Origin of the sequence: Rhodococcus sp. 21391 (assembly GCF_016772255.1) — a bacterium.
Taxonomy (GTDB): Bacteria; Actinomycetota; Actinomycetes; order Mycobacteriales; family Mycobacteriaceae; genus Rhodococcus_F; species Rhodococcus_F opacus.
Map to the genome: position 1 here is coordinate 4,091,735 of NZ_CP063781.1, position 25,390 is coordinate 4,117,124.

Here is a 25,390-nt window from a genome sequence, read left to right on the forward strand (position 1 = left end):
AGGTCACACAATGCTGCGTGGATCGGCAGTCGCAACAGTCGGATCGTCGGTCGTGAACACCTCCCTTCCGTCCGCCCACCGATCGATCTGGGGAAGATTACGGTTCCCGCCGAGTATCACGACAACCTTCAGATCGTCGAGCCCATCCGGATCGGCGCTGGTCAGGACGTCCAATGGCACGAAAGCATGGGTTACCCACTCCGTCTCGAGCAGCGAGGCGACTTCCTCGGGAGAGTCGCCGTCCGTTCCGATCACCATTGCCGCACCAGCGGTTGCGGCCAGCAGGAATTCGAGTACCCCTACACCCGCCGACGGGGGTCCCGCGAGGACCGTTCGCGACTCGTAGGTCACGGAGTACCGATCGCGCTCGGACTCCAGGAAGGCCGCCAGGCCGCCCTGCTGGACAACCATACCGATGTCCGCACCCGGCTCGAACAGCGCGTACGCCGGATGATCGGCGCGCAACGGGTTCACCCGGTCGAAATACGAGACCGGGTGTGCCTGCTCATTCGCGACGCTGCTCACAACCTCGGGGTCGTCGACGGCGAGCCAGTCGATGTGCCCTGGCAGCCCTTGTCGATTCTCGCGCATGGTGAGCCCGAGGGTAGCCCCCGACAAGCCGACGATCCGATCCGACTCCTCGGCCGACGCGTTCGGATCGAGTGGCACGAAGGCGGCTCCTGTTTTCGCCACAGCCCACCTGGCGAGAACCGACTCGACGGTTCGCCCCATAGCGACGCAGACGAAGTCCCCCGGCCCGAGCCGTCGACGGATCAGGAGGCGGGCGAGCTGCGAGGACAGCCCGTCGAGTTCCGCGTACGAAACCTCCCGGCCGGCGAACACCAGAGCAGGGGCTTCCGGGTCATCCTCCACCGCATCTGCAAGGAGTTGCGCCAGATTCTCGGACGTTCCTTGCTTGACATGGGTGTCGCCGATTGCAGCTTGCGTCGGTGCCGTATGTGCAGCCGAAGCTGCGAGGATCTCCTCACGCTCTTGCCGCGTGAGGATGTCGATGTTCCCGACCAGTGACGTCGTCTCGGCGACCAATGCGTCCAGCACGCGGACGAAGCGGTCACTCAGCGTCTCCACCTCCGAGGCACCAAACAGCCTCAGTTGATACTTGAAGGTGAATTCCACCGACTCCTCGGCGGCCACCAACAATGTCATCGGGTAGTGCGTGGCGTCCTCGACGCCGACCCCGATGACCTCGAGACCATCGACCGAACTCGCTGCGGTCAACGCATCCCGGTCGACCGGATACGACTCGAACACCAGCAGCGTGTCGAACAGCCCACCAAGGGCCGCCGACTGCTGAATCTCGGTCAATCCGACGTAGTGGTGGTCGAGCAGGTCAGCTTGCTGTCCCTGCAGGGAGGTGAGTAAGCGCTGAGCCGACTCACCATCGTCGATCTGCACTCGCACGGGCACGGTGTTGATGAACAGGCCCACCATGGACTCGACGCCCACGAGATCGGCCGGCCGGCCGGACACTGTCGCGCCGAAGGCCACGTCGGCGCGTCCGGTCATTCGACCCAGCAAGAGCGCCCACGCTGCCTGCACGATGGTGTTGACGGTAACGCCCAGCCGCGCCGCGGTCGCTGTGACGGCGTCCGTCTGATGCTTCGACAGCACCGCAGTGTGTTTGCCGTTACCGTCGCCGTCTCCCGAGGCTCCCGACGCGAGAATCGTCGGCTCGGTGAACCCGGCCATGGCCTTCGCCCACGTCTCCAACGACTTCTGCCGGTCGCGCGCTCCGAGCCAGACGAGAAAATTGCGGAAAGGTCGGACTCGCGGCAAAAGCGATTGATCTGCCTTGACTGCATAGAGCACCAGCAGGTCCTGCATCAGGAGCGGCATCGACCACCCGTCGAGCAGGATGTGGTGAGTAGTTACAGCAAATGTCCACCGGTCGGACGCCGTCCTGACCAACGTGAACCGCATCATGGGAGGTGCAGCCAGGTCGAACCGAGTGGTCTGGTCCTCGGCGAGGAGCCGCTCGATCTCGGCACTCCGCTCGTCGGTCGCCCACGAACTGAGGTCGACCTCCCGCCAGGGGATATCGACGGAATCGAGCACGACCTGGACTGTCTTTCCCAGCGAGTCGCTGACAAACGCGGTTCGAAGGTTCGCGTGCCGATTGAGTATCGCCTCGGCCGCGGAACGCAACCGATCCGCGGCGACCACGCCGCCGAGTTCCAGCACGGTCTGAATTGTGTACAGGTCGACCGACGACTCGGACATCATCGAGTGGAAGAACAGGCCCTCTTGCAACGGAGACAGCGGCCATACGTCGGCGACCGAGGAGAACCGCGACTCGAACGCGTCGATGTCCTTCTGGGTCGCGGACACGAGCGGGAGATCGGAGGGTGTCAGTCCACCGGCCTCCGGCTGATCTACGTGCCGCGCCAACGCGGCCAGTGCCTCCGACCAGAGCTCGGCCAGGCGGGACACTGTGCCACGGGTGATCGCTCCCACCGGGAAGCCGAAGTGCGCAGCAAGACGCGGCCCGTCCACGCCGTCCTTCACCATCGCGTTGATGTCGATGACTGCGTTGGCCGGCATGGTGGCATCCGTCACCGCCGAAATCTCGCCGAGTTCTTCCGTCGGGGCCCAGCCCATCTCGGCAAGCGCTTCCGGCACGTCGCCGGCGGTGACGCGGCCGAGGTAGTTGAAGCTGATTTCGCCGGTATCCGTGCCCGACAGCTCGGTCGCCGTCGCGCCATTGAGATAGCGAAGGAGCCCGTAACCCAATCCCTTGTCAGGAATGGCGACCAACTGTTCCTTGACTGCCTTGATCGCAGCGCCGGCACTCCTTCCACCGGCGAATGCGTCGTCGAGGTCGATCCCCACGACGTCGAGCCGTACCGGGAATACGGTGGTGAACCAGCCCACGGTCCGGGATAAGTCCGCACCCGGCACCACTTCTTCTTCGCGGCCGTGACCCTCGAGTCGAATGAGCGCGGACGTGCGCTCGACACCCTGCTCGCGTCGCAACCGTGCCGTAGCCATTGCCAGGGCGGTCAGAAGCCCGTCGTTAACCCCACCGTGGAACCGTGCCGGAATCGTGCGCAGCAGGGTCTCGGTCACATCGGTCGGGAGATCTACCTCGATCTGTTCGACGGTGGGCATCGTGTCCGCTGCCGGGTCGAATGCCCGAATTCCGATGTGGGGCTCGTCTCCGGTCCCGAGTATCCTCTGCCACACGTCCACTTCGGCGATGCGCGACGGCGCGGTCGCCTCGTCGGCGAGTCGCGTGGTCCATAGCCTCATCGACGTCCCGACGGGTGCCAACTCGGCAGTGCTACCGGACACGATCTGCGACCAGGCAGTGGCGAGGTCCGGGATGATGATACGCCACGACACTCCATCGACAGCAAAGTGGTGCGCGACGATCAACAACACACCCGGCCGGCTGCTGCCGTCGTCCGAGGGCTCGAAATCGAACCAGACGAACTGGACCATCACACCAGACGCCGTATCGAGTCTTCCGAGGGCATCGTCCAACGCCGCGGAAGCGAGTGCGGTAAGACCCGATTCCGTCGTACGTGCGTCGACCGGGACGCGCCGGAGAAGCCGATCGGCATCGACCGCTCCCACGGCGAGCGTCTCGAAGGTCCACTCGCCCGCGTCGTTCCGGCAAACGCGTGCACGCAGCACGTCGTGGTGATCGACCACTGCCTGGAGCGTGGTGCTCAGGACTGCACGATCGATACCCTCGGGCAGTCTCACGGAAAGCGACTGCGAGAAGCGCTCGAAGTCGGCTGTCGAATCGACGAACGACCGCATCAGTGGCGTCATCGGAAGCGAACCAACACCGCCACCGGGCAGTTCCTCGAGGGTCGCGTCGGCGCCCGCCTCGGCTAGTGTCGCGACCTCGGCAAGGCCCGAAACACTCTTGCGTTCGAACACATCCCGTGGCGTGAACACGACCCCCCGCGCCTTGGCACGAGATACCAGCTGAATCGAGACGATGCTGTCACCGCCGAGGGCGAAGAACGAATCCTCGACGCCCACTCGGTCGAGCCCCAGCACCTCCGCGAACACTTCAGCGATGACCTGTTCCACGTAGGTCTCCGCCGATCGCGACTCGGTGGCCTCGAACACAGGCGTCGGCAATGCATCTCGGTCGAGTTTTCCGACCGCGGTCAGGGGCACGGTGTCGAGCACGATGACAGTCGACGGCACCATGTGCGACGGCAGAGTGCGGCTGACGAACTTGGTCAACTCGGCCGGGTCGACTGTGGTCCCCGGAACCGGCAGCACGTAAGCCACCAGAACAGTCGTGCCCGAAGGGGTCTCGCGGCCGAGGGTCGCCGCAAACTCGACTGTCGAATGACCACTCAAGACCGTGTCGATCTCCCCGAGCTCGACACGGAAACCGCGGACCTTCACCTGGAAATCGGATCGGCCCACGTACTCGAGCTCACCAGCGACATCGCCTGGTGCGCCACCAACTGTGGGCGGTAGCCAGCGCACGACGTCACCGGTCCGGTACATTCGCGACCCCGGCTCGCCGTAGGGATTGGCCACGAAACGATCGGCGCTCAATCCCGGACGCTGGTGGTATCCCCGGGCCAACGCGGCACCGGCGAAGTACAGCTCGCCAGATGCACCGACCGGGACCGGATGCAGCCGCGAGTCGAGCACAAGCGCAGACATGCCGGCGATCGGACGTCCGATAGTCACCCTCTCGCCCGCTACCAGCTCCGCGAAAGTGGAGATGATAGTGGTTTCGGTAGGGCCGTAACCATTGAAGTACTTGCGCCCGGGCTGCCACTTCGCGACGAGCTCAGGCCGCGTCACATCGCCACCCACCGACACGGACTCGAGCTGATCGAGCCCCTCCGGGTCAACCGTACCCAGCACCGCCGGAGTGATGATCGTGTGTGTCACGCCTTCGCTACGCAGAAGGTCCGCAAGTTCCGTTCCGCCAGCCACCGACGACGGCACGATCACCAGCGTCGCACCCTGTGAGAACGCGGCCATCCATTCGAGCACCGACGGATCGAAGCTTGGCGAACAGATGTGCAGGAATCGCGACCGTGTGGTCACGCCGTACCGCCGGACCGCGTCGTCCAGCACACCGGCAAGACCGCGGTGCGTGCCACTCACTCCCTTGGGCAGACCAGTCGACCCGGACGTGTAGATCACGTAGGCAACGTGTTCCGGACGGATCGGTACCAAACGATCGTCGTCTGTCACCATATCCGCCGATTGTGCGGCGATCTCCGCATCGAAGGAGGTATCGTCCACGATCATCCAGAGCACGTCGTCCGGCAAACCGCTCGCGAATACAGTCGACGTCAGGCCGAAGAGCGAACCCGAATCCGAAAGCATATGGCGCACTCTGTCTTCCGGATAATTCGGATCGACAGGAACGTACGCGGCACCCGACTTGGCCACCGCCCAGACCGCGAGAACCATCTCGTAAGACCGGCCGAACGCTAGAGCTACTACGTTCTCCGGACCCGCACCTCGTGAGATCAGAACTCGCGCCAACCGGCTCGAACGTTCGTCTAGGTCACGGTAAGTGTATGACGTTCCCTCATAACGGACGGCAACTGCTTCTGGATTCGCGGCGCACGAACCGGTCAAGATGTCGACAAGGGTTCGCAACGGCATCGCGTCCACCGTGTCGACGGCGGTCAGTGCAGCGCCCTCACTGTCCGAGAGCACGTCGAGGTCACCTACGGGCCGGTCCGGGCTGGAAACGACCCCGGCGACGATCCGCTGGAAGCGGGCGACGAACGAATCCATGGTCGCCGCGTCGAACAGATCGGATGCGTACGCAAATTCAGCGGTGATACCCGCAGTCCGACCTGATTCCTCAATGCGCTCACGCATCGTCAACGAGAGATCGAACTTCGCTGTCTTGGAATCGAACTCGACCTCAGCCACTGACAGACCCTCAAGCTCGAGCTCCGGCACCGCCACATTCTGGAACGACAATGCCACCTGGAACAACGGATGACGCGCGTTCGACCGCTCCGGGTTGAGCACTTCCACCAGCCGCTCGAACGGCAGATCTGCATGCGCGAACGCCTGAAGGTCGTTCTCCCGGACAGTGGCCAACAACTCAGCGAACGACGCACCAGAGTCGACCTGCGTACGCAACACCAGTGTGTTGACGAACATCCCGATTACGTCGTCGAGGACCTGCTCACCACGGCCGGCAATGGGGGTACCGACAGCGATATCAGAAGCACCCGAGAGGCGCGAGAGGAAAACGGCCAGAACCGAGTGCACCACCATGAACAACGTCGTGTTGTGAGTACGAGCCAGCTCAACGAGCGCGCCGTGTGTGTCAGCATCGATGTCGAACATAGTGCTGCTACCCACGAACGACTGGCGGGCCGGTCGCGGGCGGTCGGCGGGAAGGTCGAGCTGCTCCGGCATCCCGGCTAGCGTGGTCGACCAGTAGTCGATCTGCTGTGCGATTACCGACTCCGGGTCGTCCTCCGAACCGAGCACACTCCGCTGCCACAATGTGTAGTCAGCGTACTGCACCGCCAGCGGCTCCCACCCAGGAGCCTGGCCCCGAGTACGCGCCGAGTAGGCCACCATCACGTCACGGGTCAGCGGACCCATCGAGAACCCGTCGCCGGCGATGTGGTGCACAACGAAAACCAGCACGTGTTCGTTGTCGTCGATCTCGAACAGCGCGGCCCGCAACGGAACTTCAGAGGTTACATCGAACCCCGCGGACACCACGTCGATCACCTGAGAACTAACGTCCTCGACCCGCACCGGAACTGGAATCACGTCCGGAACAACCTGCACCGCAGGCATAATCACCTGCGACGCCACACCATCAGTTTCCGGATACACCGTCCGCAACGACTCGTGGCGGCCGATCAGATCAGCCACCGCAGCCCGCAACGCCGACACATCCAATGCACCCGACAACCGGATCGCCACCGGAATGTTGTTCACCGCGGACCCGGGATCGAACCGGTTCAAGAACCACATCCGCTGCTGCGCCAGCGACAGCGGAATCTGCTCAGGGCGTTCCTGTGCCACCAGCGGCACCCCTCCACCCGCACCGACGTGTTCCTCGACCCTCGCAGCCAACGCCGCCACCGACGGCGCCTCGAACACCACCCGCACCGAAACCCGGGCATCCAACGCCGCACCGATCCGCGACACCAACTGTGTCGCGATCAACGAGTTACCACCGAGGGCGAAGAAATCGTCATCCGCACCGACCCGCTCCACCCCGAGCAGATCTGCGAACACCGACGCCACGATCTCCTCCACCGGCGTTGCCGGCGCGCGAAACACCGTCGCCTCGAAGACTGGATCCGGCAAGGCCTTCCGATCCAACTTCCCGTTCACTGTCAACGGCAACGCATCGAGGACAACGAACGCGTCCGGAACCATGTATGACGGCAACCGCCGACCCAACTCACCACGCAGGTCGTCAACCACCACCGACGAACCCGCTGACGCGACCACATACGCGACCAAACGGTCCCCCACCCGCGCGTCGTGGCGTGCAACTACCGCTACCTGCGACACCGCGGGATCTGCCGCTGCGGCCGCCTCGATCTCGGCTAACTCGATGCGGAAACCACGCACCTTAACCTGGAAGTCCGCACGACCGACGTACTCGAGCTCACCGTCCTCGCTCCACGTCACCAGATCACCTGTGCGATACATCCGTTCCCCGGAAGCACGGAATGGATTCGCCACAAAGCGCTCCGCAGTCAACTCCGCGCGACCGTGGTACCCGCGGGCCAACTGCGCGCCCGCCAGATACAACTCACCCGTCACACCCGGCGCCGTCGGCATGAGACGCTCATCGAGAACGAACACCCGCGTATTCCACTGCGGCCGACCGATCGGCACCGAAACAACGTCCCGATCCGACACCGCATGCGCCGTCACCGACACTGCCGCCTCCGTCGGGCCATAAAGATTGACCAACGCTGCGGTGTTGTTCGTCACGAACGCCCGTACCGTCGCCGCCGGTAGCGCCTCACCAATCGCCAGCACACGCCGCAACGAGGCCGACAATGGCCCACCGGACGCGGCCGACATCAGCATCTCGAGCATCGACGGAACCGTGTGCAACGTGGTGACCTTCTGCTCACGCAACACCAGCAACAGATAGTCCGGATCCTTGTGCCCGTCCGGCGCGGCGATCACCAGTCGCGCACCTGACATCAACGCCGACCAGAACTCCCACACTGACAAATCGAACGTCGCCGCAGTCTTCAGCAACACCGCATCCGACCCATCGATCGAATACGCGTCTCGCTTCCACAACAACTGATTCGCAACCGCCCGATGCGTCACTGCCACACCCTTCGGCCGACCCGTCGACCCCGAAGTGAAGATGACGTAGGCCGTATTCGACGACCGCAACGGCGACAACCGCTCCTCATCAGTCACCCGCGCATCCGACACGCCCTCAAGGTCGAGAGAATCGATCTCCGTCACCCGGACACCCGCAGGCGCAACGAACCGATCGACCGACGATGTCAAGACGGCTACCGGCGCCGCCGTCTCGAGGATGTAGCCAGTCCGATCAGCAGGGTGGCTCGGGTCGACCGGCACATACCCGCCCCCAGCCTTGACCACCGCATACATCCCGACAACCAGATCCACCGACCTCGCCATCGCCAACGCCACCAACGACTCCGGACCCACACCCACCGAAATCAAATACCGCGCAAGCCGGTTCACCCGCGCATCGAACTCCGCATACGACAACGACTCACCAGCGAACACCACCGCAACAGCATCAGGAGTCCGCGCCACCTGCGCATCGAACAAATCCACCAACGTCAACGAACCATCAACCACGTGATCCGTCGCATTCCACCCCGACACCACCAACTCACGCTCACCGGCATCGAGAACCTCGATATCCCCCACCGGCGCAACCGGATCGGCCGCAACAGCCAGCAGGATTCTCGACAAGCGGTCGGCAAATCCTTCGGCGGTCGAATGGTCGAAGAGATCCTTTGCATAGGTGAGTGTTCCGACGACTCCGGCGGCACGGCCATCGTCCTGATAACGATCGGTGACGATGAGATGCAAATCGAACTGAGAGATCTGTGTATCCGCATCCAACGCCGAAACTGACAGACCCGGCAACTCGAACGTCGTCTGCTCCAAATTCTGGAACGACAAACCCACCTGGAACAACGGATGCCGCGCCGTCGACCGCGCCGGATTGAGCACCTCCACCAACCGCTCGAAAGGCACATCCGCATGCGCGAACGCCTGCAAATCCGTCTCCCGCGCGCGCGCGAGCACAACCTCGAACCCAGCCCCGGCATCAACCTGAGTGCGGAACACCAGCGTGTTGACGAACATGCCGACCAGATCGTCGAGCACTTGCTCACCGCGGCCGGCGATCGGCGTACCAATCGCAATATCCGACGTACCCGACAACCGTGCCAACAACACCGCCAATGCCGAATGCATCACCATGAACAGCGTGGAATTGGTGTCGCGTGCGAGCCTCACAAGGGCTTCGTGAGTCGCGGCGTCGATGGCGATCGGCACGCGGCCGCCCTGGAACGACTGCGCAGCCGGCCGCGGCCGATCAGTGGGCAGTTCCAGCTGATCCGGCAGCCCCGCCAAAGCAGACTTCCAATACGCGACCTGCTGCGCTGCAATAGAACTCGGATCATCATCCGATCCCAACACCTGCCGCTGCCACAACGCGTAATCCGCGTACTGCACCGCCAGCGGAGTCCAACCGGGGACTTCACCCCGCGACCGCGCCGCATACGCCACCATCACATCCCGCGCCAACGGACCCATCGAAGAACCGTCCGCCGACACATGATGCACCACGAAAGCCAGTACGAACTCGTCATCCGCCAATGCGAACAACCCCACCCGCACAGGCACCGAAGCCGTCACATCGAACCCTGCCGAGACCAACCCAGTCACTCGACCACTGATCTCGTCCTCGGACACCCAAACCGGGGTCAGGTCCGGCACTGCCTCTGGCACCGGCACTACCACCTGGATCGGACCGTCCGCGGTCTCCGGGTACACCGTTCGCAACACCTCGTGACGTCCGAACACATCCGCCACTGCTGCCTGGAGAGCTGGCACGTCCAAACCACCCGACAATCGGATTGCCAACGGAACGTTGTACGCCGCGGACTCCATGTCGAACCGGTTCAGGAACCACATCCGTTGCTGCGCCAACGACAACGGCACCCGCTCCGGACGCTCCTGTGCCACCAACGGCGCCCGACCACCCACACCAGCATGCTGCTCGACCCGCGCAGCCAACCCTGCCACCGACGGCGCCTCGAACACCATTCGCACCGGAACCTGGGTATCCAGCGCCGCGCCGAGCCGCGCCACCACCTGAGTCGCGATCAACGAATTACCGCCCAGTGCGAAGAAGTCGTCATCCGCACCGACCCGCTCCACCCCGAGCACCTCGGCGAACACCCCAGCAACGATCTCCTCCACCGGCGTCGACGGCGCCCGAAACACCCGCGCCTCGAACACCGGCGCCGGCAACGCCTTCCGATCCAACTTCCCACTCGTATTCAACGGGAACTCATCGAGCACCACCAACGCGGACGGCACCATATAAGCCGGCAACACCCCCGCAACAGCATCCTTCAACTCCGCCGCATCAACCGTGCACCCCGCAGCAGCGACCACATAACCGACAAGCTGATCACCCGCCGCAGTCTCCGCGACCACGGCAACCGCCTGCGACACCGACGGCTGCACCAACAACGCCGTCTCGATCTCCCCCAACTCGATCCGCTGACCACGGAACTTCACCTGGAAATCCGTACGCCCGATGTACTCCAACTCACCCGACGCACTCCACCGCACCAGATCACCGGTGCGATACAACCGCTCCCCCACCACACCGAACGGATTCGCCACGAACCGCTCCGACGTCAGATCCGCACGACCCACATACCCGCGCGCCAACTGCACACCCGCCAGATACAACTCACCCGGCACCCCCACCGACACCGGACGCAGCCGCGCATCCAACACGAACACCTGCGAATTCCACTCCGGCACACCGATCGGCACCCCCACCGACTCCGAACCATCCACCCGACGATAGGTGATACTCACCGTCGCCTCGGTAGGGCCGTACAGGTTGTGCAACCCGGCATCGCTGATCGCCCCGAACGCACGCGCCGTCTCCACCGGCAACGCCTCACCGATCACGAACACATGCCGCAACGAACCCAACGACTCCGCCGACACCGACGACGCGAACACCGTCAACATCGACGGCACGAAATCAGTGACCGTCACCGAGTGCTCGCCCACCATCCGCGCCAGGTACACCGGATCACGATGCCCGTCCGGGTCGGCCACCACCAACCGTGCACCCGCGATCAACGGAACAAAGAACCCCCACAACGACACATCGAAGGTCGTCGCGGTCTTCTGCAAGTACACATCCGACTCGTCAATTCCGTACTCGTGCTGCATCCACAACACCTGGTTGACGATCGCCCGATGCGACACCGCCACACCCTTCGGCCGACCCGTCGACCCCGAGGTGAAGATGACGTACGCAGGACTGTCCACCCGCAACGGCGACACACGCTCCGCATCGGTCACCGGCGCCGCCCCAAAATCCGACAGATCGAGAATGTCGATCAATACAGAGTCCTGCCCCGCCGCCTCGAAACCATCCCGCGAGGTCGTCAAAACCGCCACCGGTGACGCAGTCTCGAGGATGTGGTCGATCCGGTCCGCGGGATGATCCGGGTCCATCGGCACATACGCGCCACCCGCCCTGACCACCGCATACATCCCGACAACCAGATCCACCGACCTCGCCATCGCCAACGCCACCAACGACTCCGGACCCACACCCACCGAAATCAAATACCGCGCAAGCCGGTTCACCCGCGCATCGAACTCCGCATACGACAACGACTCACCAGCGAACACCACCGCAACAGCATCCGGAGTCCGCGCCACCTGCGCATCGAACAAATCCACCAACGTCAACGAACCACCAACCACATGATCCGTCGCATTCCACCCCGACACCACCAACTCACGCTCACCAGCGTCGAGCAACTCCACATCACCGACAACCACACCCGGATCAGCCGCAACCACCTTGAGCAACCGCACCAACCGATCCGCGAACCCCGCCACCGTAGACGCATCGAACAAATCAGTCGCATACGTGACCTCGGCCGCAAGACCCGCAGGCACACCATCCACACCTACAGACTCAGCGAAACCGAACTGCAGATCGAACTTCGCGACCGCCGCATCGAACTCGATACCACCGACAGAAATACCTGCCAGGTCGAGCTCTGGCACCGGCAAGTTCTGGAATGACAGCGCGACCTGGAACAACGGATGCCGGGCCTGCGACCGCGCCGGGTTCAGCACCTCCACCAACCGCTCGAACGGCACATCCGCATGCCCGAACGCCTGCAGATCCGCCTCCCGCACCCCGGACAGCACATCCGCGAACGACGCCCCACCATCGACCTCGGTCCGCAACACCAACGTGTTCACGAACATACCCACCAGATCGTCGAGCACCTGCTCACCACGACCAGCAACCGGCGTACCAATCGCCACATCAGACGAACCCGACAACCGCGCCAACAACACCGCCAACGCCGACTGCACCACCATGAACAACGTCGAATTATGCGATGCAGCAACCGCATTCAGATCCGAGACAACATCGCCATCAACCACGTACCGATACGTCGCACCACGCCCGGACGCCACCACAGGCCTCGCGCGGTCGGTGGGCAGATCAAGTTGATCCGGCAAACCCGACAACGCGGCCTTCCAGAAGGCTTCCTGTCGCGAAATCAGTGACGCGGGGTCGTCTGCCGATCCCAGGACATGACGCTGCCACAGGCTGAAATCCGCGTACTGCACCGACAGTCGATCCCAGCCCGGCATCTCACCGCGGGACCTCGCCTCGTATGCGACCATCACGTCGCGTACAAGCGGACCGAATGAGTAACCATCAGCAGCAATGTGGTGGATCACCAGCACCAGCACAAACTGATCATCTGAGAGCTGTAACAGCCGAACCTGAAGTGGCGTTTGGGAGGCCAGGTCGAAGGTGGTCATTGCCAACTCCGTAAGCACCTGCGGTAGATCCGACTCCGAGACCGCGATCGGGTTGACGGTACGCGCAGCCTCTTCGGCATGCTGGACTTGTTGATATCCGGTACCAGCGCATTCCGGATAGATGGTGCGCAGTGATTCGTGTCGCGCGATCACATCGTTCAGAGCCGTCTGGAGGGCATTCGTGTCCAACGATCCGGTGAGTCGAATCGCCATCGGGATGTTGTAAGCGAACGACTCCGGTTCGAAGCGGTTCAAGAACCACATCCGCTGCTGCGCCAACGACAACGGCACCCGCCCCGGACGCTCCTGCGCCACCAACGGCACCCGACCACCCACACCAGAACGCTGCTCGACCCGAGCAGCCAACCCCGCCACCGACGGCGCCTCGAACAACACCCGCACCGGAACCGACGTCTCGAGCGCCGCACCCACCCGCGCCACCAACTGCGTCGCGATCAACGAATTACCACCCAGCGCGAAGAAATCATCATCCGCACCGACCCGCTCCACCCCGAGCAGATCCGCGAACACTCCGGCGACAATCTCCTCCACCGGCGTCGACGGCGCCCGAAACACCCGCGCCTCGAACACCGGCGCCGGCAACGCCTTCCGATCCAACTTCCCCGCAGGCGTCAACGGAACCGAATCGAGGACGACTGTGGCAGACGGTACCATGTATGACGGCAATGACCTGGCGGCCAGATCCATCAACTCGACCGACTCGATGGTTTCGCCGGCCACGGGCACCACATACGATACGAGGACTGTCGCCCCCGACGGCCCCGAGCGCCCAATCGTCGCAACGAATTTCACAGCGTTGTGCGCCGACAGCACGGCGTCGATCTCACCCAGTTCGATCCGGAAGCCACGTATCTTCACCTGGAAGTCGGCTCGCCCTACATACTCGAGATCGAGATCCGGCGTCCACCGGACGACGTCGCCCGTACGATACAACCGCGAACCGGCGTCACCGAAAGGATTGGCCACGAAGCGCTCCGCGGTCAAACCGGACCGGTTGTGGTATCCGCGGGCCAGAGAATCACCGGACAGATACAACTCGCCCGCGACTCCCGTCGGCACGGGCCGCAGGCGGGCATCCAACACCAACGCCGACATTCCCCGGATCGGGCGACCGATTGTCACTCCTGCATCCGGCGCCAACGCGGCACTGATGTTTGACATGATCGTCGTCTCGGTCGGTCCGTACGCATTGAACATCCGCCGGCCCGGCGCCCATCGCGCTACAAGTTCCGGCGTGCACGGTTCACCGGCCACTACCAGAGTCCGCAGCGACTCGAATCCGAGAGGATCCATCGTCGCGAGCGCCGTGGGGGTGACGAATCCATGCGACACTTGCTCGTCTCGCAGTAGCCGAGCGAGGTCTTCTCCACCGTAGATCGTTGGCGGCACGATCACCAGTGACGCTCCAGCACAGAGCGCCATCACGAGCTCGAACACCGATGCGTCGAAACTTGGCGACGCGAAGTGCAGTACTCGTGAGTCGGAAGTGACGGCGAGACGGTAACGTTCCTCGGCTGCCAGGTTCGCCAGGCCCTGGTGAGTCACGGTGACGCCCTTGGGTTTGCCCGTCGAACCCGACGTGTAGATCACGTAGGCCGGATGCGCATATTGCAGGGAGCGCACGCGCTCGTCGTCGACAACCACGCCACCCTGGACACCCTCGATGTCCGACTCGTCGTCGAGTACGAGCCACGGCACCTCGCCTGGCAAATCCGCGAGGACAGGACGTGTAGCGAACCCCACGACCGCCCCGGAATCGGTGACCATGTGCAGCACCCGGTCAACCGGATAGCTCGGATCGACCGGAACGAAAGCGGCACCCGCCTTCGCGACCGCCCATATCGCGACCACCGATTCGATCGACCGTGGCACTGCAATCGCCACCACGTCGTCTGGGCCAACACCGCGCCCGATCAGTACCCTCGCCCAGCGCGACGACAAATCGTCGAGCTCCCGATAGGTCACCGACCTACCTTCGAAGCGCAGCGCCTCCGCATCGCCGTCAACCGCTGCGGCCTCGCTGAGAATCTGCGCCAACGTCGCGTTACGGGTGGCAGTAGAACCACATACCGCTGTCAATGCGCGTTGTTCGCCGGTACCGAGGATGTCGATGTCCCCCACCACGACCGCTGGATCCGACGTCACCGCATCCACGATCCGTATCAACCTAGCCGCGAATCCAGCCACCGTCGCCTCATCGAACAAATCAGTCGCATACGTAATCTCGGCCGCCAAACCCGCCGTGCGGCCTTCCTCCCCGACAACCTCCGCGAACGTGAACTGCAGATCGAACTTCGCTATCGCAACATCGGCATCCATCGAGGTCACACTCAGACCCGGCAACTCCAAGGACGTCTGCCCCAAGTTCTGGAACCCCAACGCCACCTGGAAGAGCGGATGCCGGGCCTGCGACCGCGCCGGGTTCAGCACCTCCACCAACCGCTCGAACGGCACATCCGCGTGCCCGAACGCCTGCAAATCCGTCTCCCGCACCCGCGACAGCACATCCGTGAACCGCGCACCACCATCGACCTCGGTGCGCAACACCAACGTGTTCACGAACATGCCCACCAGATCGTCGAGCGCCTGTTCGCCGCGACCGGCGACCGGCGTGCCCACGACGATGTCGGACGTACCGGACAACCTCGTCAGCAACACCGCCAACGCTGAATGCACCACCATGAACAGCGTCGACCCATTCGACGCCGCCAACTCATTAAGCTTCGCAAACAGGGGCGCCGGAAATTCGAACGAATACGTCGCTCCGCGATGGGACGCCACAGCAGGGCGGGGCCGGTCCACCGGTAGATCCAGCTGGTCCGGCGAGTCGGCAAGTGCGTCTTTCCAGAACGCCTCCTGCTGCGAAATCAGCGACGCCGGATCATCTTCCGATCCCAACACCTGCCGCTGCCATAACGCGAAATCCGCGTACTGCACTGGGAGCGGAGACCACCCCGGCCCCTCACCCCGCATCCGTGCCTCGTACGCCACCATCACATCCCGCGTCAACGGGCGGATTGAAAAACCATCGGACGCAATGTGGTGGACCACCAACACCAGCACATGCTCCGAGCCAGACACAGCGAACAACCCGGCCCGAACCGGCACCTGCGACGTCACATCGAACCCACGAGACACTACCTCCCCGACGCGCCGGACAATCTCTGATTCCGAAACGACAACAGGTTCCAGATTCGGGACGGCCCGGTGCGCCGGCAGGATCTGCTGAAATCCGACCCCGTCGACCTCCGGATACACCGTCCGCAACACCTCGTGACGACCCACCAGATCGGCCACCGCCGCCTGCAACGCCGCCACATCCAGATCACCGGTCAACCGAATCGCCACCGCGATGTTGTTGACCGCCGAGTCCGTGTCGAACCGGTTCAAGAACCACATCCGCTGCTGCGCCAACGACAACGGCACCCGCCCCGGACGCTCCTGCACCACCAACGGCACCCGACCACCCACACCAGAACGCTGCTCGACCCGAGCAGCCAACCCCGCCACCGACGGCGCCTCGAACAACACCCGCACCGGAACCGACGTCTCGAGCGCCGCACCCACCCGCGCCACCAACTGCGTCGCGATCAACGAATTACCACCCAGCGCGAAGAAATCATCATCCGCACCGACCCGCTCCACCCCGAGCAGATCCGCGAACACTCCGGCGACAATCTCCTCCACCGGCGTCGACGGCGCCCGAAACACCCGCGCCTCGAACACCGGCGCCGGCAACGCCTTCCGATCCAACTTCCCCGACGCATTCAACGGCAACGCCTCGAGCACCACAAACACATCCGGCACCATGTACGACGGCAACGACCGCCCGACGGTCTCCGCCAATGCCCGCGTATCGAGTGCAGCACCATCGACCGCAACCACATACGCCACCAACTGCTCCCCCGCCGCAGCCGCACGCACCACCACAACCGCCTGCCGAACCGACGCCTCGGACGACAACACCGCCTCGATCTCACCCAACTCGATCCGCAGCCCGCGCACCTTGACCTGGAAATCAGTCCGCCCGTGGTAGACAAGCTCACCATCCGCTGACCACGACACCAAATCACCCGTGCGATACAGACGACCGCCACCGCCAAACGGATCGGCCACGAACCGCTCCGCACTCAGATCCGGACGCGCCACATACCCACGTGCACTCTGAACGCCCCCGAGGTACAACTCACCCGCCACACCGATCGGCACAGGACGCAACCGCGCATCAAGCACGTACGCCTTCGTGTTCCACACCGGTGACCCCATCGGAACACTCACCCCCACAGCACCGTCCACCGAGCGGGCAGTGGCATGGACCGCGAACTCCGTCGGCCCATACAGATTGTGCAACTGCGCCGAGCACACCGACGCAAATCCATCGACCACCGCGGTCGGCAACGCCTCACCCGCCACCAGAACAGCACGCAGCGACGCTGCACTCCGCGCCCCGAGCGCCGAGGCGAACGCCGGCAGCATCGACGGCACGAACGAGGTCATCGTGACCGACTCATCCTCGATCACCCCAGCCAGATACTCCGGATCGCGGTGCCCGTCCGGCCGCGCAATCACAAGTCGAGCACCCACCAACAACGTGCCGAACAACTCCCACACCGACACATCGAAAGTCGCAGGCGTCTTCTGCAACACAACATCAGCCGCACCCATCCCATAGCGGTCGGTCAGCCACAACACCTGGTTGACCACCGCCGCATGACTGACCGCCACACCCTTCGGGCGACCCGTCGACCCCGACGTGAAGATCACATACGCCGCATTCTCCGGACGCAACCGCACCAACCGGTCCCCATCCGTAATCGGAGCATCCGAGAACCCCGACACATCCAGCGTGTCGATGCAACACACCGACCCCGCGACCTCCACACCGTCGCGCTGGGTCGCCAACACACACACCGGCGCCGCCGTCTCGACGATATAAGCGTTGCGCTCGACAGGCTGATCAGGATCCACCGGCACATACCCGCCACCGGCCTTGAGCACCGCGTACACACCCACCAACAGATCCACCGACCGACGCAACGCCACCGCCACCGTCGACTCCGGACCCACACCCACCGAAATCAAATACCGGGCAAGACGATTCACCCGAGAATCGAACTCCGCATACGACAACGACTCACCAGCGAACACCACCGCAACAGCATCCGGAGTCCGCGCCACCTGCGCATCGAACAACGACACCAACGTCGCCCCCGCATCCACCGGATACGACGACTCGTTCCACCCCGCCAACACCAACTCACGCTCGGCGGCACCGAGAACCTCGATATCGTCTATCTGGGTGCTGTCGTCGGCCGATAGGGCTTCGAGGACACGGATCACCCGAGCCATGATCTCCTCGACCGTGGCAGCAGTGAGTAGGTCGGGAAGGTATTTAGCGTTCAGGTGCAGTTGGGGGTCCGTCATCGCGATGATCGCCAGCGGATAGTGCGTGGCGTCGTTGGACTTGACATCGAGAACCTGCAAACCCTCGATGTCGGAGTTTCGGGTGAGCGCTTCACGGTCGAGTGGGTACGACTCGAAGACCATGAGTGTGTCGAACAGCGACTTGAGTCCGATTTCCTGCTGAATCTCCGACAGTCCTACATGGTGATGCTCGAGCAGGCGCGACTGCTCGAGCTGGATGCGTTGCAGCAACGCACGCACGTCGTCGCCTGGCCGGACCTGCACCCGCACCGGCAGGGTGTTGATGAAGAGTCCCAGCATCGACTCGACGCCCGGTACCTGCGGAGGGCGGCCCGAGACGGTGGTGCCGAATACCACGTCGTCCTTGCCGGTGAGCCTGCCGAGTACGATTCCCCACGCGGCCTGTACGAGAGTATTCAAGGTGATACCGAGGTCGCGTGAGAGTTCTGTCATCGCGGCGAGAAGTTCGTCCGACAGATCAACGACGAGTTCGGCGGGCGCCGATGTCGGCGCTGCGTTGTGCGCAACTAGCAGTGTCGGCTCGTCGACGCCCGAGAGCGCCTGTACCCACGCGGCCACCGAATTCCGCGAGTCCTCCTCACCAAGCCACTCGAGGTAACTGCGGTACGGACGTGGCTGTGGAAGCGCGAACACGTCACTGTCCACCGCATAAAGCGTAAGCAGGTCCTGGATGAGAATCGGCAGCGACCAGCCGTCGAGCAGTATGTGGTGATTAGTGACGGCAAAACGGTAACGATCCTCTGCCGTGCGCACGAGCATGAATCGCACGAGAGGCGGCGCAGCCATGTCGAACCGATCCGTCCGATTGGCGAGCGTCAGCGCGGCAAGCTCAGCCTTGTAGGCAGCTTCGGGCATTCCTCTGAGATCGACGGCTTTCCATGGCACTTCCACGGAATCGACAACCAACTGCAGGCCGGTACCTTCCTCGTCGTAGACGAAGGCCGTGCGCAGAGTGGGATGCCGGGCGATGAGTGCCTCCGCGGCGCGGCGCAACCGCTCCGCATCGACCGAGCCGCCAAGGTCCATGACCAGTTGGGTCGTGTACACATCCGTTGCCCCGACCGCGAGGGCGGAGTGGAAGAGAAGTCCGGCCTGCAGTGGAGCGAGCGACCACACGTCCGCCAGTGCAGGGTAGTTTTCCTCGAGAGTCTCGATCCGCCGCTGGCTCAGCGTCACCAGATCGAGGTCAGACGGCGTTCGCCCGCCGGCGCCCGGCCTCGACGCGTGTTCGACCACGCCTTCCAAAGCCCGCTGCCAGAGTCCCACGAAGTGCTCGACGTCCGACGTACTCAGCACGCCTTCCGGGAAGTCGACGGTCGCCGAGAGTCGTTGCTCGCCTTCGACATCCACAATCATTGCGTTGATATCCAACGCGAAGTGGACTGGCATACCACTATTGCGGGTGCCGGTAAACTCCATCGATTCGGTGTCAGGAATCCATCCCGATGCCCGCAGCACCTCCGGGATGTCGCCCACCGTAGTCCGACCGAGGTAGTTGAAGCTGATCTGCGGGTTCGGAAGCGCCGCAAGAATCGTGCGCGTGTCGGGATTGAGGTAGCGCAGCAGCCCATAGCCGATACCATTCTCGGGCACCGAGGCTAGTTGTTCCTTGACCCACTTGATTGCCGTGCCTGCCGCTAATCCGCCGGAGAGGGCGTCGTCGAGGTCCAGGCCGGGAGTCGACAGTCGGACTGGGAACATACTCGTGAACCAGCCCACCGTCCGCGACAAGTCGGCACCGGGCAGCACGAACTCCTCACGCCCGTGCCCCTCGAGGTGCACGAGGGTCGATGCGTCCAAAATACCTTGCCCGGCCCGCCATTTCCCGATGGCGAGCGCGAGAGCCGTGAGCAGACCGTCGTTAACGCCACCGCGGAAGACTCGAGGCAGAGTGGTCACGAGTCCGTTCGTGACATCGGCCGACATCTCCAGGCTTACCCGACGCGTCGTCGACACCACATCTCTACCGTCGAGTGCACGCGAGCCGATGAGCGGGTCGGAACCCTGGAGGGTGCCCTTCCAGAAATCTAGTTCCTCAACGCGTCTCGTGCTCCGAGCGTTGTCGGCGAGCCCGTGAGCCCATCGACGCACCGAGGTACCCACAGCTGGCAGCAGGGGATCCGCACCGGTTGCGGCCTGTCCCCACGCCGCGATGAAATCGGGGACAAGAATTCGCCAGGAGACCCCGTCAACAGCGAGATGGTGAATAACCACCAGGAGTCGGCCCGTGGGCGGCAGGGCATCGGACTCGTCATGAGCTGGGTCCTCCGCGGGGGCGAACCAGACGAAACGCACCACAGAACCCGCGGCAGGATCCAACAGGTCGACGGCGCGTCCGCAAGCGTGGGCCACTAGGGACTCGAACGTGGCGGTACCCGGGCCCTCACGGAACTCTACGCGATCCAGCAGTCGGGCAACGTCGACCGAACCGACCGGTCCGACCTCGAATCGCCAGCCGGCCGGCGAGTTGTCGCTCCGCAATGTCGACCGCAGAGCGTCGTGGCGATCAACGACGGCTTCTAGCGTACGTACCATTCGTTCACGATCCACCCCCAGTGGCAGCGTCAACAGCATCGATTGGGAGAAGCGGTTGAAGTCACCTCCCAGTTCAGTCATCCACTGCACGACCGGCATCAACGGCATCGAGCCGATGCCCGCTCCGGGAAGCTCCTCGAGAACGTGGATGGCCGCCGAATCCATGGCGGACGCAGCGACTTCGGCGAGGGAGGCCACGGTCTTCCGTTCGAAGACGTCGCGGGCGGTGAAGTGGACGCCAGCTTCCTTTGCACGGGAAACAAGCTGGATCGCGACGATACTGTCGCCGCCAAGCGCAAAGAACGACTCTCCGACGCTCACGCGTGAGGTCCCGAGAACCTCCGCGAAAAGATCGGCGATCGACTCTTCCATCGGGCTTCGTGGCGCGATGTACTCGCTCGCATCCGGTGCGAATACCGGCGTTGGGAGGGCGTTCCGGTCGACCTTACCGCTCGCACTCAAAGGCACTTCGGCGATGACCATGAGAACGTCTGGAACCATGTACGCAGGCACGGAGTGGGACACGTGTGCGGTGACGCCGGCGACGTCAACGTCGAAACCGTGTTCGGGGACAACGTAACCTACCAGCCGTCGACCCAGCGTGCCGTCGTGCGCGACGACGACGGCCTGCGCGACATGGGGATACGAGGAGATAGCAGCCTCGATCTCACCCAATTCGATGCGGAGACCTCGCACCTTCACCTGGAAGTCGGTGCGTCCGACGTATTCGAGGCTGCCGTCGACGCGCCACTTGACCAGGTCGCCGGTTCGGTACAATCTCGACCCTGCGGGGTCGAACTTGTTGGCCACGAAGCGTTCCGCGGTGAGATCCGGCCTGCCCCCATACCCACGCGCGATCTGCAACCCAGCGAGGTACAACTCACCAGTGGTCCCCACCGGAGCGGGACGCAAGTGTCCGTCGAGTACGTATGCTTGGGTGTTCCACACCGGGGTACCGATCGCTACCGGGCCCTGCCAGTCCGGCTGGACCGCACCCGCAGTCGCGTGCACCGTGAACTCGGTCGGTCCATACAGGTTGTGCAGTTCAGCATTGCACACCGTACGGAAGGCTGATGCGAGCGAAGAGGGAAAGGCCTCGCCCGCAACGAGCACAACCCGGAGGCTTGCGAGTCGCTCCTGTGACGCTTCGGCGACGAACACCGTCAGCATCGAAGGAACGAACGACGTGGCGGTCACCTCTTCGCGGGCAATCACGTCTGCGAGGTAGCTCGGATCGCGATGCCCGTCCGGCGCTGCCACAACGAGCCGCGCTCCCACCGTGAGCGGGGCGAACAGTTCCCACACCGACACGTCGAACGTCGTCGGCGTCTTCTGGAGCACGACGTCGGACGGCCCGAACCCGTACCGGTCGGTGATCCAGGCGATTTGATTGAGCAAAGAGGCGTGGCTGACTACGACACCCTTGGGCCGACCCGTCGATCCCGACGTGTAGATGAGGTAGGCGGAGTTCGTGGGCAGAAGCCGCGAGATGCGCTCCTCGTCCCGGATCTGGTCCGCGGGAACGTCCTGCAGAGCGACGTTGTCGACGTCGATGACATCATAACCGGCGGGTATAGTCAGTCCGTCCCGTGACACCGTCAGAATGCAGAGCGGCCGCGCGCTTTCGAGGATGTACGCCGTGCGGTCTGCCGGATGGTCTGGATCAAGCGGCACGTAGGCACCGCCCGCCTTGACGACTGCGTACAACGCGATCATCAATTCGAACGATCGTCGGATGGAAAGTCCCACCGTCGATTCGGGCCCCACACCGCGTTCGATCAGGACACGTGCAAGACGATTGGCCCGCGCGTCGAACTCGGAATATGTCAGCTTCTCGTTTTCGAATACGAGCGCGGTAGCGTCCGGAGTACGGGTTACCTGAGCGTCGAACAGATCGATAACCGTGCCCGCATGGGTTCCGACATCGATTCCGTTCCAGCCTGCAACCACCTGCGCGGATTCGACGTCGCCCATAACAGAGATCTGCGACGCCGGCACGTCGTCACCGGCGGTCAGGAAACGCTCGAAGAAGTCGAAGAACCGCTCGTGATGGCGGTCGAGTTCGGCTTGTGAGTATAGGTTCGGGTTCGCCTCGAAATCGATATGCGTCCCACCCCCAGACGCTCCCTGGTAGATATTGAGTGAGAGATCCTCGATAGGACCGGTCGTGAGGACGTTCTGTTGCCCTATCACCGTGCCCAACTTGATCTCGCTGGTGAACATCATGATGTTGATCGAGGGGCCGAAGGAGCCGCGTTGACCCTGTGCTGCACCGGCGTCGCGCCGGATGTCCTCGTGGCGGTATCTCTGGCGCCGCAGCGCCCCGGTCAGCGCGAGTTGAACGCTCTTGACCAATTCGGGAACGGTCATCTCCGGTGTGATCCGCAATCGCAGCGGGACGATGTTCGAAACCATGCCCCCGGATCGGCGGAGGGCTGCCGTGGTGCGAGCTGAGACGGGCAGGCTCAACACGACGTCGTCGCGGTCGGTCATGCGTGCGAGGTAAGCGGCGAATGCGGCAACCACGACCGGGGTGGAGCCGGCACCGCCACCGGACACCACCTCGAGGAGTTCAGCGGTGGAATCAGGCAACGCTTCTGAGGCAACGCGGGAGAAGCTCCCCACCGGCGCGGCGCGGCCGGCAAGGCTCGGTGCCTCGGGGAGATGTGCGGCGCGCTCAGCCCAGTACTCACGGTCCTTCAGGAACCGGTCTGAGACGCGGTACCGCTGCTCGTCCTGGACGATCTGCGCGAGGTCCTCGGCGCGGGATGCCGGCGGTTCCGTCCCTTCGAGCAGGGCGGAATAGATCTCGGCGGTTCGTGCGCCGAGCGCCATCATGCCGAATCCGTCGAGCGCTAGATGGTGGATGCGGCAGTACCAGTAAAAATGACTATCGCCCAGATGCAGAAGGTAGACGACGACGAGACGGTCCGCCAGCATGTCGATCGAAGCGCTGTAGTTGTCGCGCATCCAGGTTTCGGCAACCGCTGCGGGATCGTCCTCGCTACGCAGATCTACATAGGTGATGGTGTCGTCGAGCGACTTGTCCACGTACTGGTACGGGACTCCATCGATCTCGACGAGGTGAAGGAACCCGGACCCGAATTCCCGCCCAGTGCGTTTGCTGGCCTCGGTCAGCAGGTCGAGATCGATGTCACCCTGGAGCTCGATGTACTGCGCGATTGTGAAGGGAACGTCACCCATCGCATGCTGAGCGAACCAGATACCGCGCTGCGCAGCTGACAGCTCGAATACCCCTTCTGGAGCACCGTTGCTACCCACTGCAGATACCGACCCCACGGGTTACTCCATTCTCGAACAACTGGCATTGTCGCCTGTGTCATCTTTTCTTCGTCGCCTCACCACTGACACGCGGTTTAGGCCTGTTTTCCGCTGAGTGCCATCACATGCTGGATGCCATCACCTAGGGCCGGCCTGCGGAGTCCGGACGTACGTTGAGGGCTGCGACCTGCATTGATCGGCGATTTCCACCAACCGCGGAGTCGATGTCAGACGAATGTCCGAAACCCTATAGCCTGCGAGGCCGAACCCTTGAAGGTCCTGGCATCCCGAACTGCAGAGGGTGAGCGGGTTCATCTGTGGCTCCGTTCTCTCATCGATCCGACAAGCCGCCACCCAATCGGTGCTCGCCACCGTGCAAATCGGCAGCCAAGTATACGGCTGGGGCGGAGGTTCGAAGCTCCGTCGCGATCACGACCTCGGACCTCCTCTCGTTCGTCGGTGGTTCGTGCGGTTCTGAAGCGACACCGGGCTCTATATCGACGTCCCACGTGCCACCGTTACCGGCGACGGTGTGAGCTACCCAACCCTCGATACTTCCAGAACCACGCTTAAATTCGACGTGTGACGCGCACATGTTTAACAGGGCCAACCACATTCCAGGGTTGGGGTACAAATGAAGCCCAGATACCATACCGAGAGTCGGATTTTTGCCAGGTGTACAACTGACGCACCCAGATTCATTGCCCACCTCCGACTGCCTTCCGTGCACGATGCATACCGGCCCAGCGGCCGATCGCGGTCGTTGAACGATCACTGCCCCGTGACCACAGTTTTCACCAACCACTGTGTCTACCAAAGCCCGATGCGAGTCTCAAAACGACACTGTCACCCACGTGGGAAAACTACTCGTCGAGGGCCTACATTCCGACGGCTATCATTAATGGCCAGGCGGCTATCATTAATAGCCAAGCTGGACGGCCGACGACAAGCCCCCGATGCGTCCACACCCCTTGAACGCCTCTGACCTGCAGAGAGAGGGATCAATACGGCCAACCCAGGACATCGCGACCCC

At 63.3% G+C, this 25,390-nt stretch carries 1 protein-coding gene; it reads right to left on the reverse strand.

Features of this window, described 5'->3' with window-relative positions:
- Positions 1-3: 3 nt before the first annotated feature.
- Positions 4-24,375 (reverse strand): non-ribosomal peptide synthase/polyketide synthase, encoded by a 24,372-nt coding sequence (locus GO592_RS19110; RefSeq protein WP_337952676.1) that lies wholly within the window; start codon positions 24,373-24,375, stop codon positions 4-6.
- Positions 24,376-25,390: the final 1,015 nt, after the last annotated feature.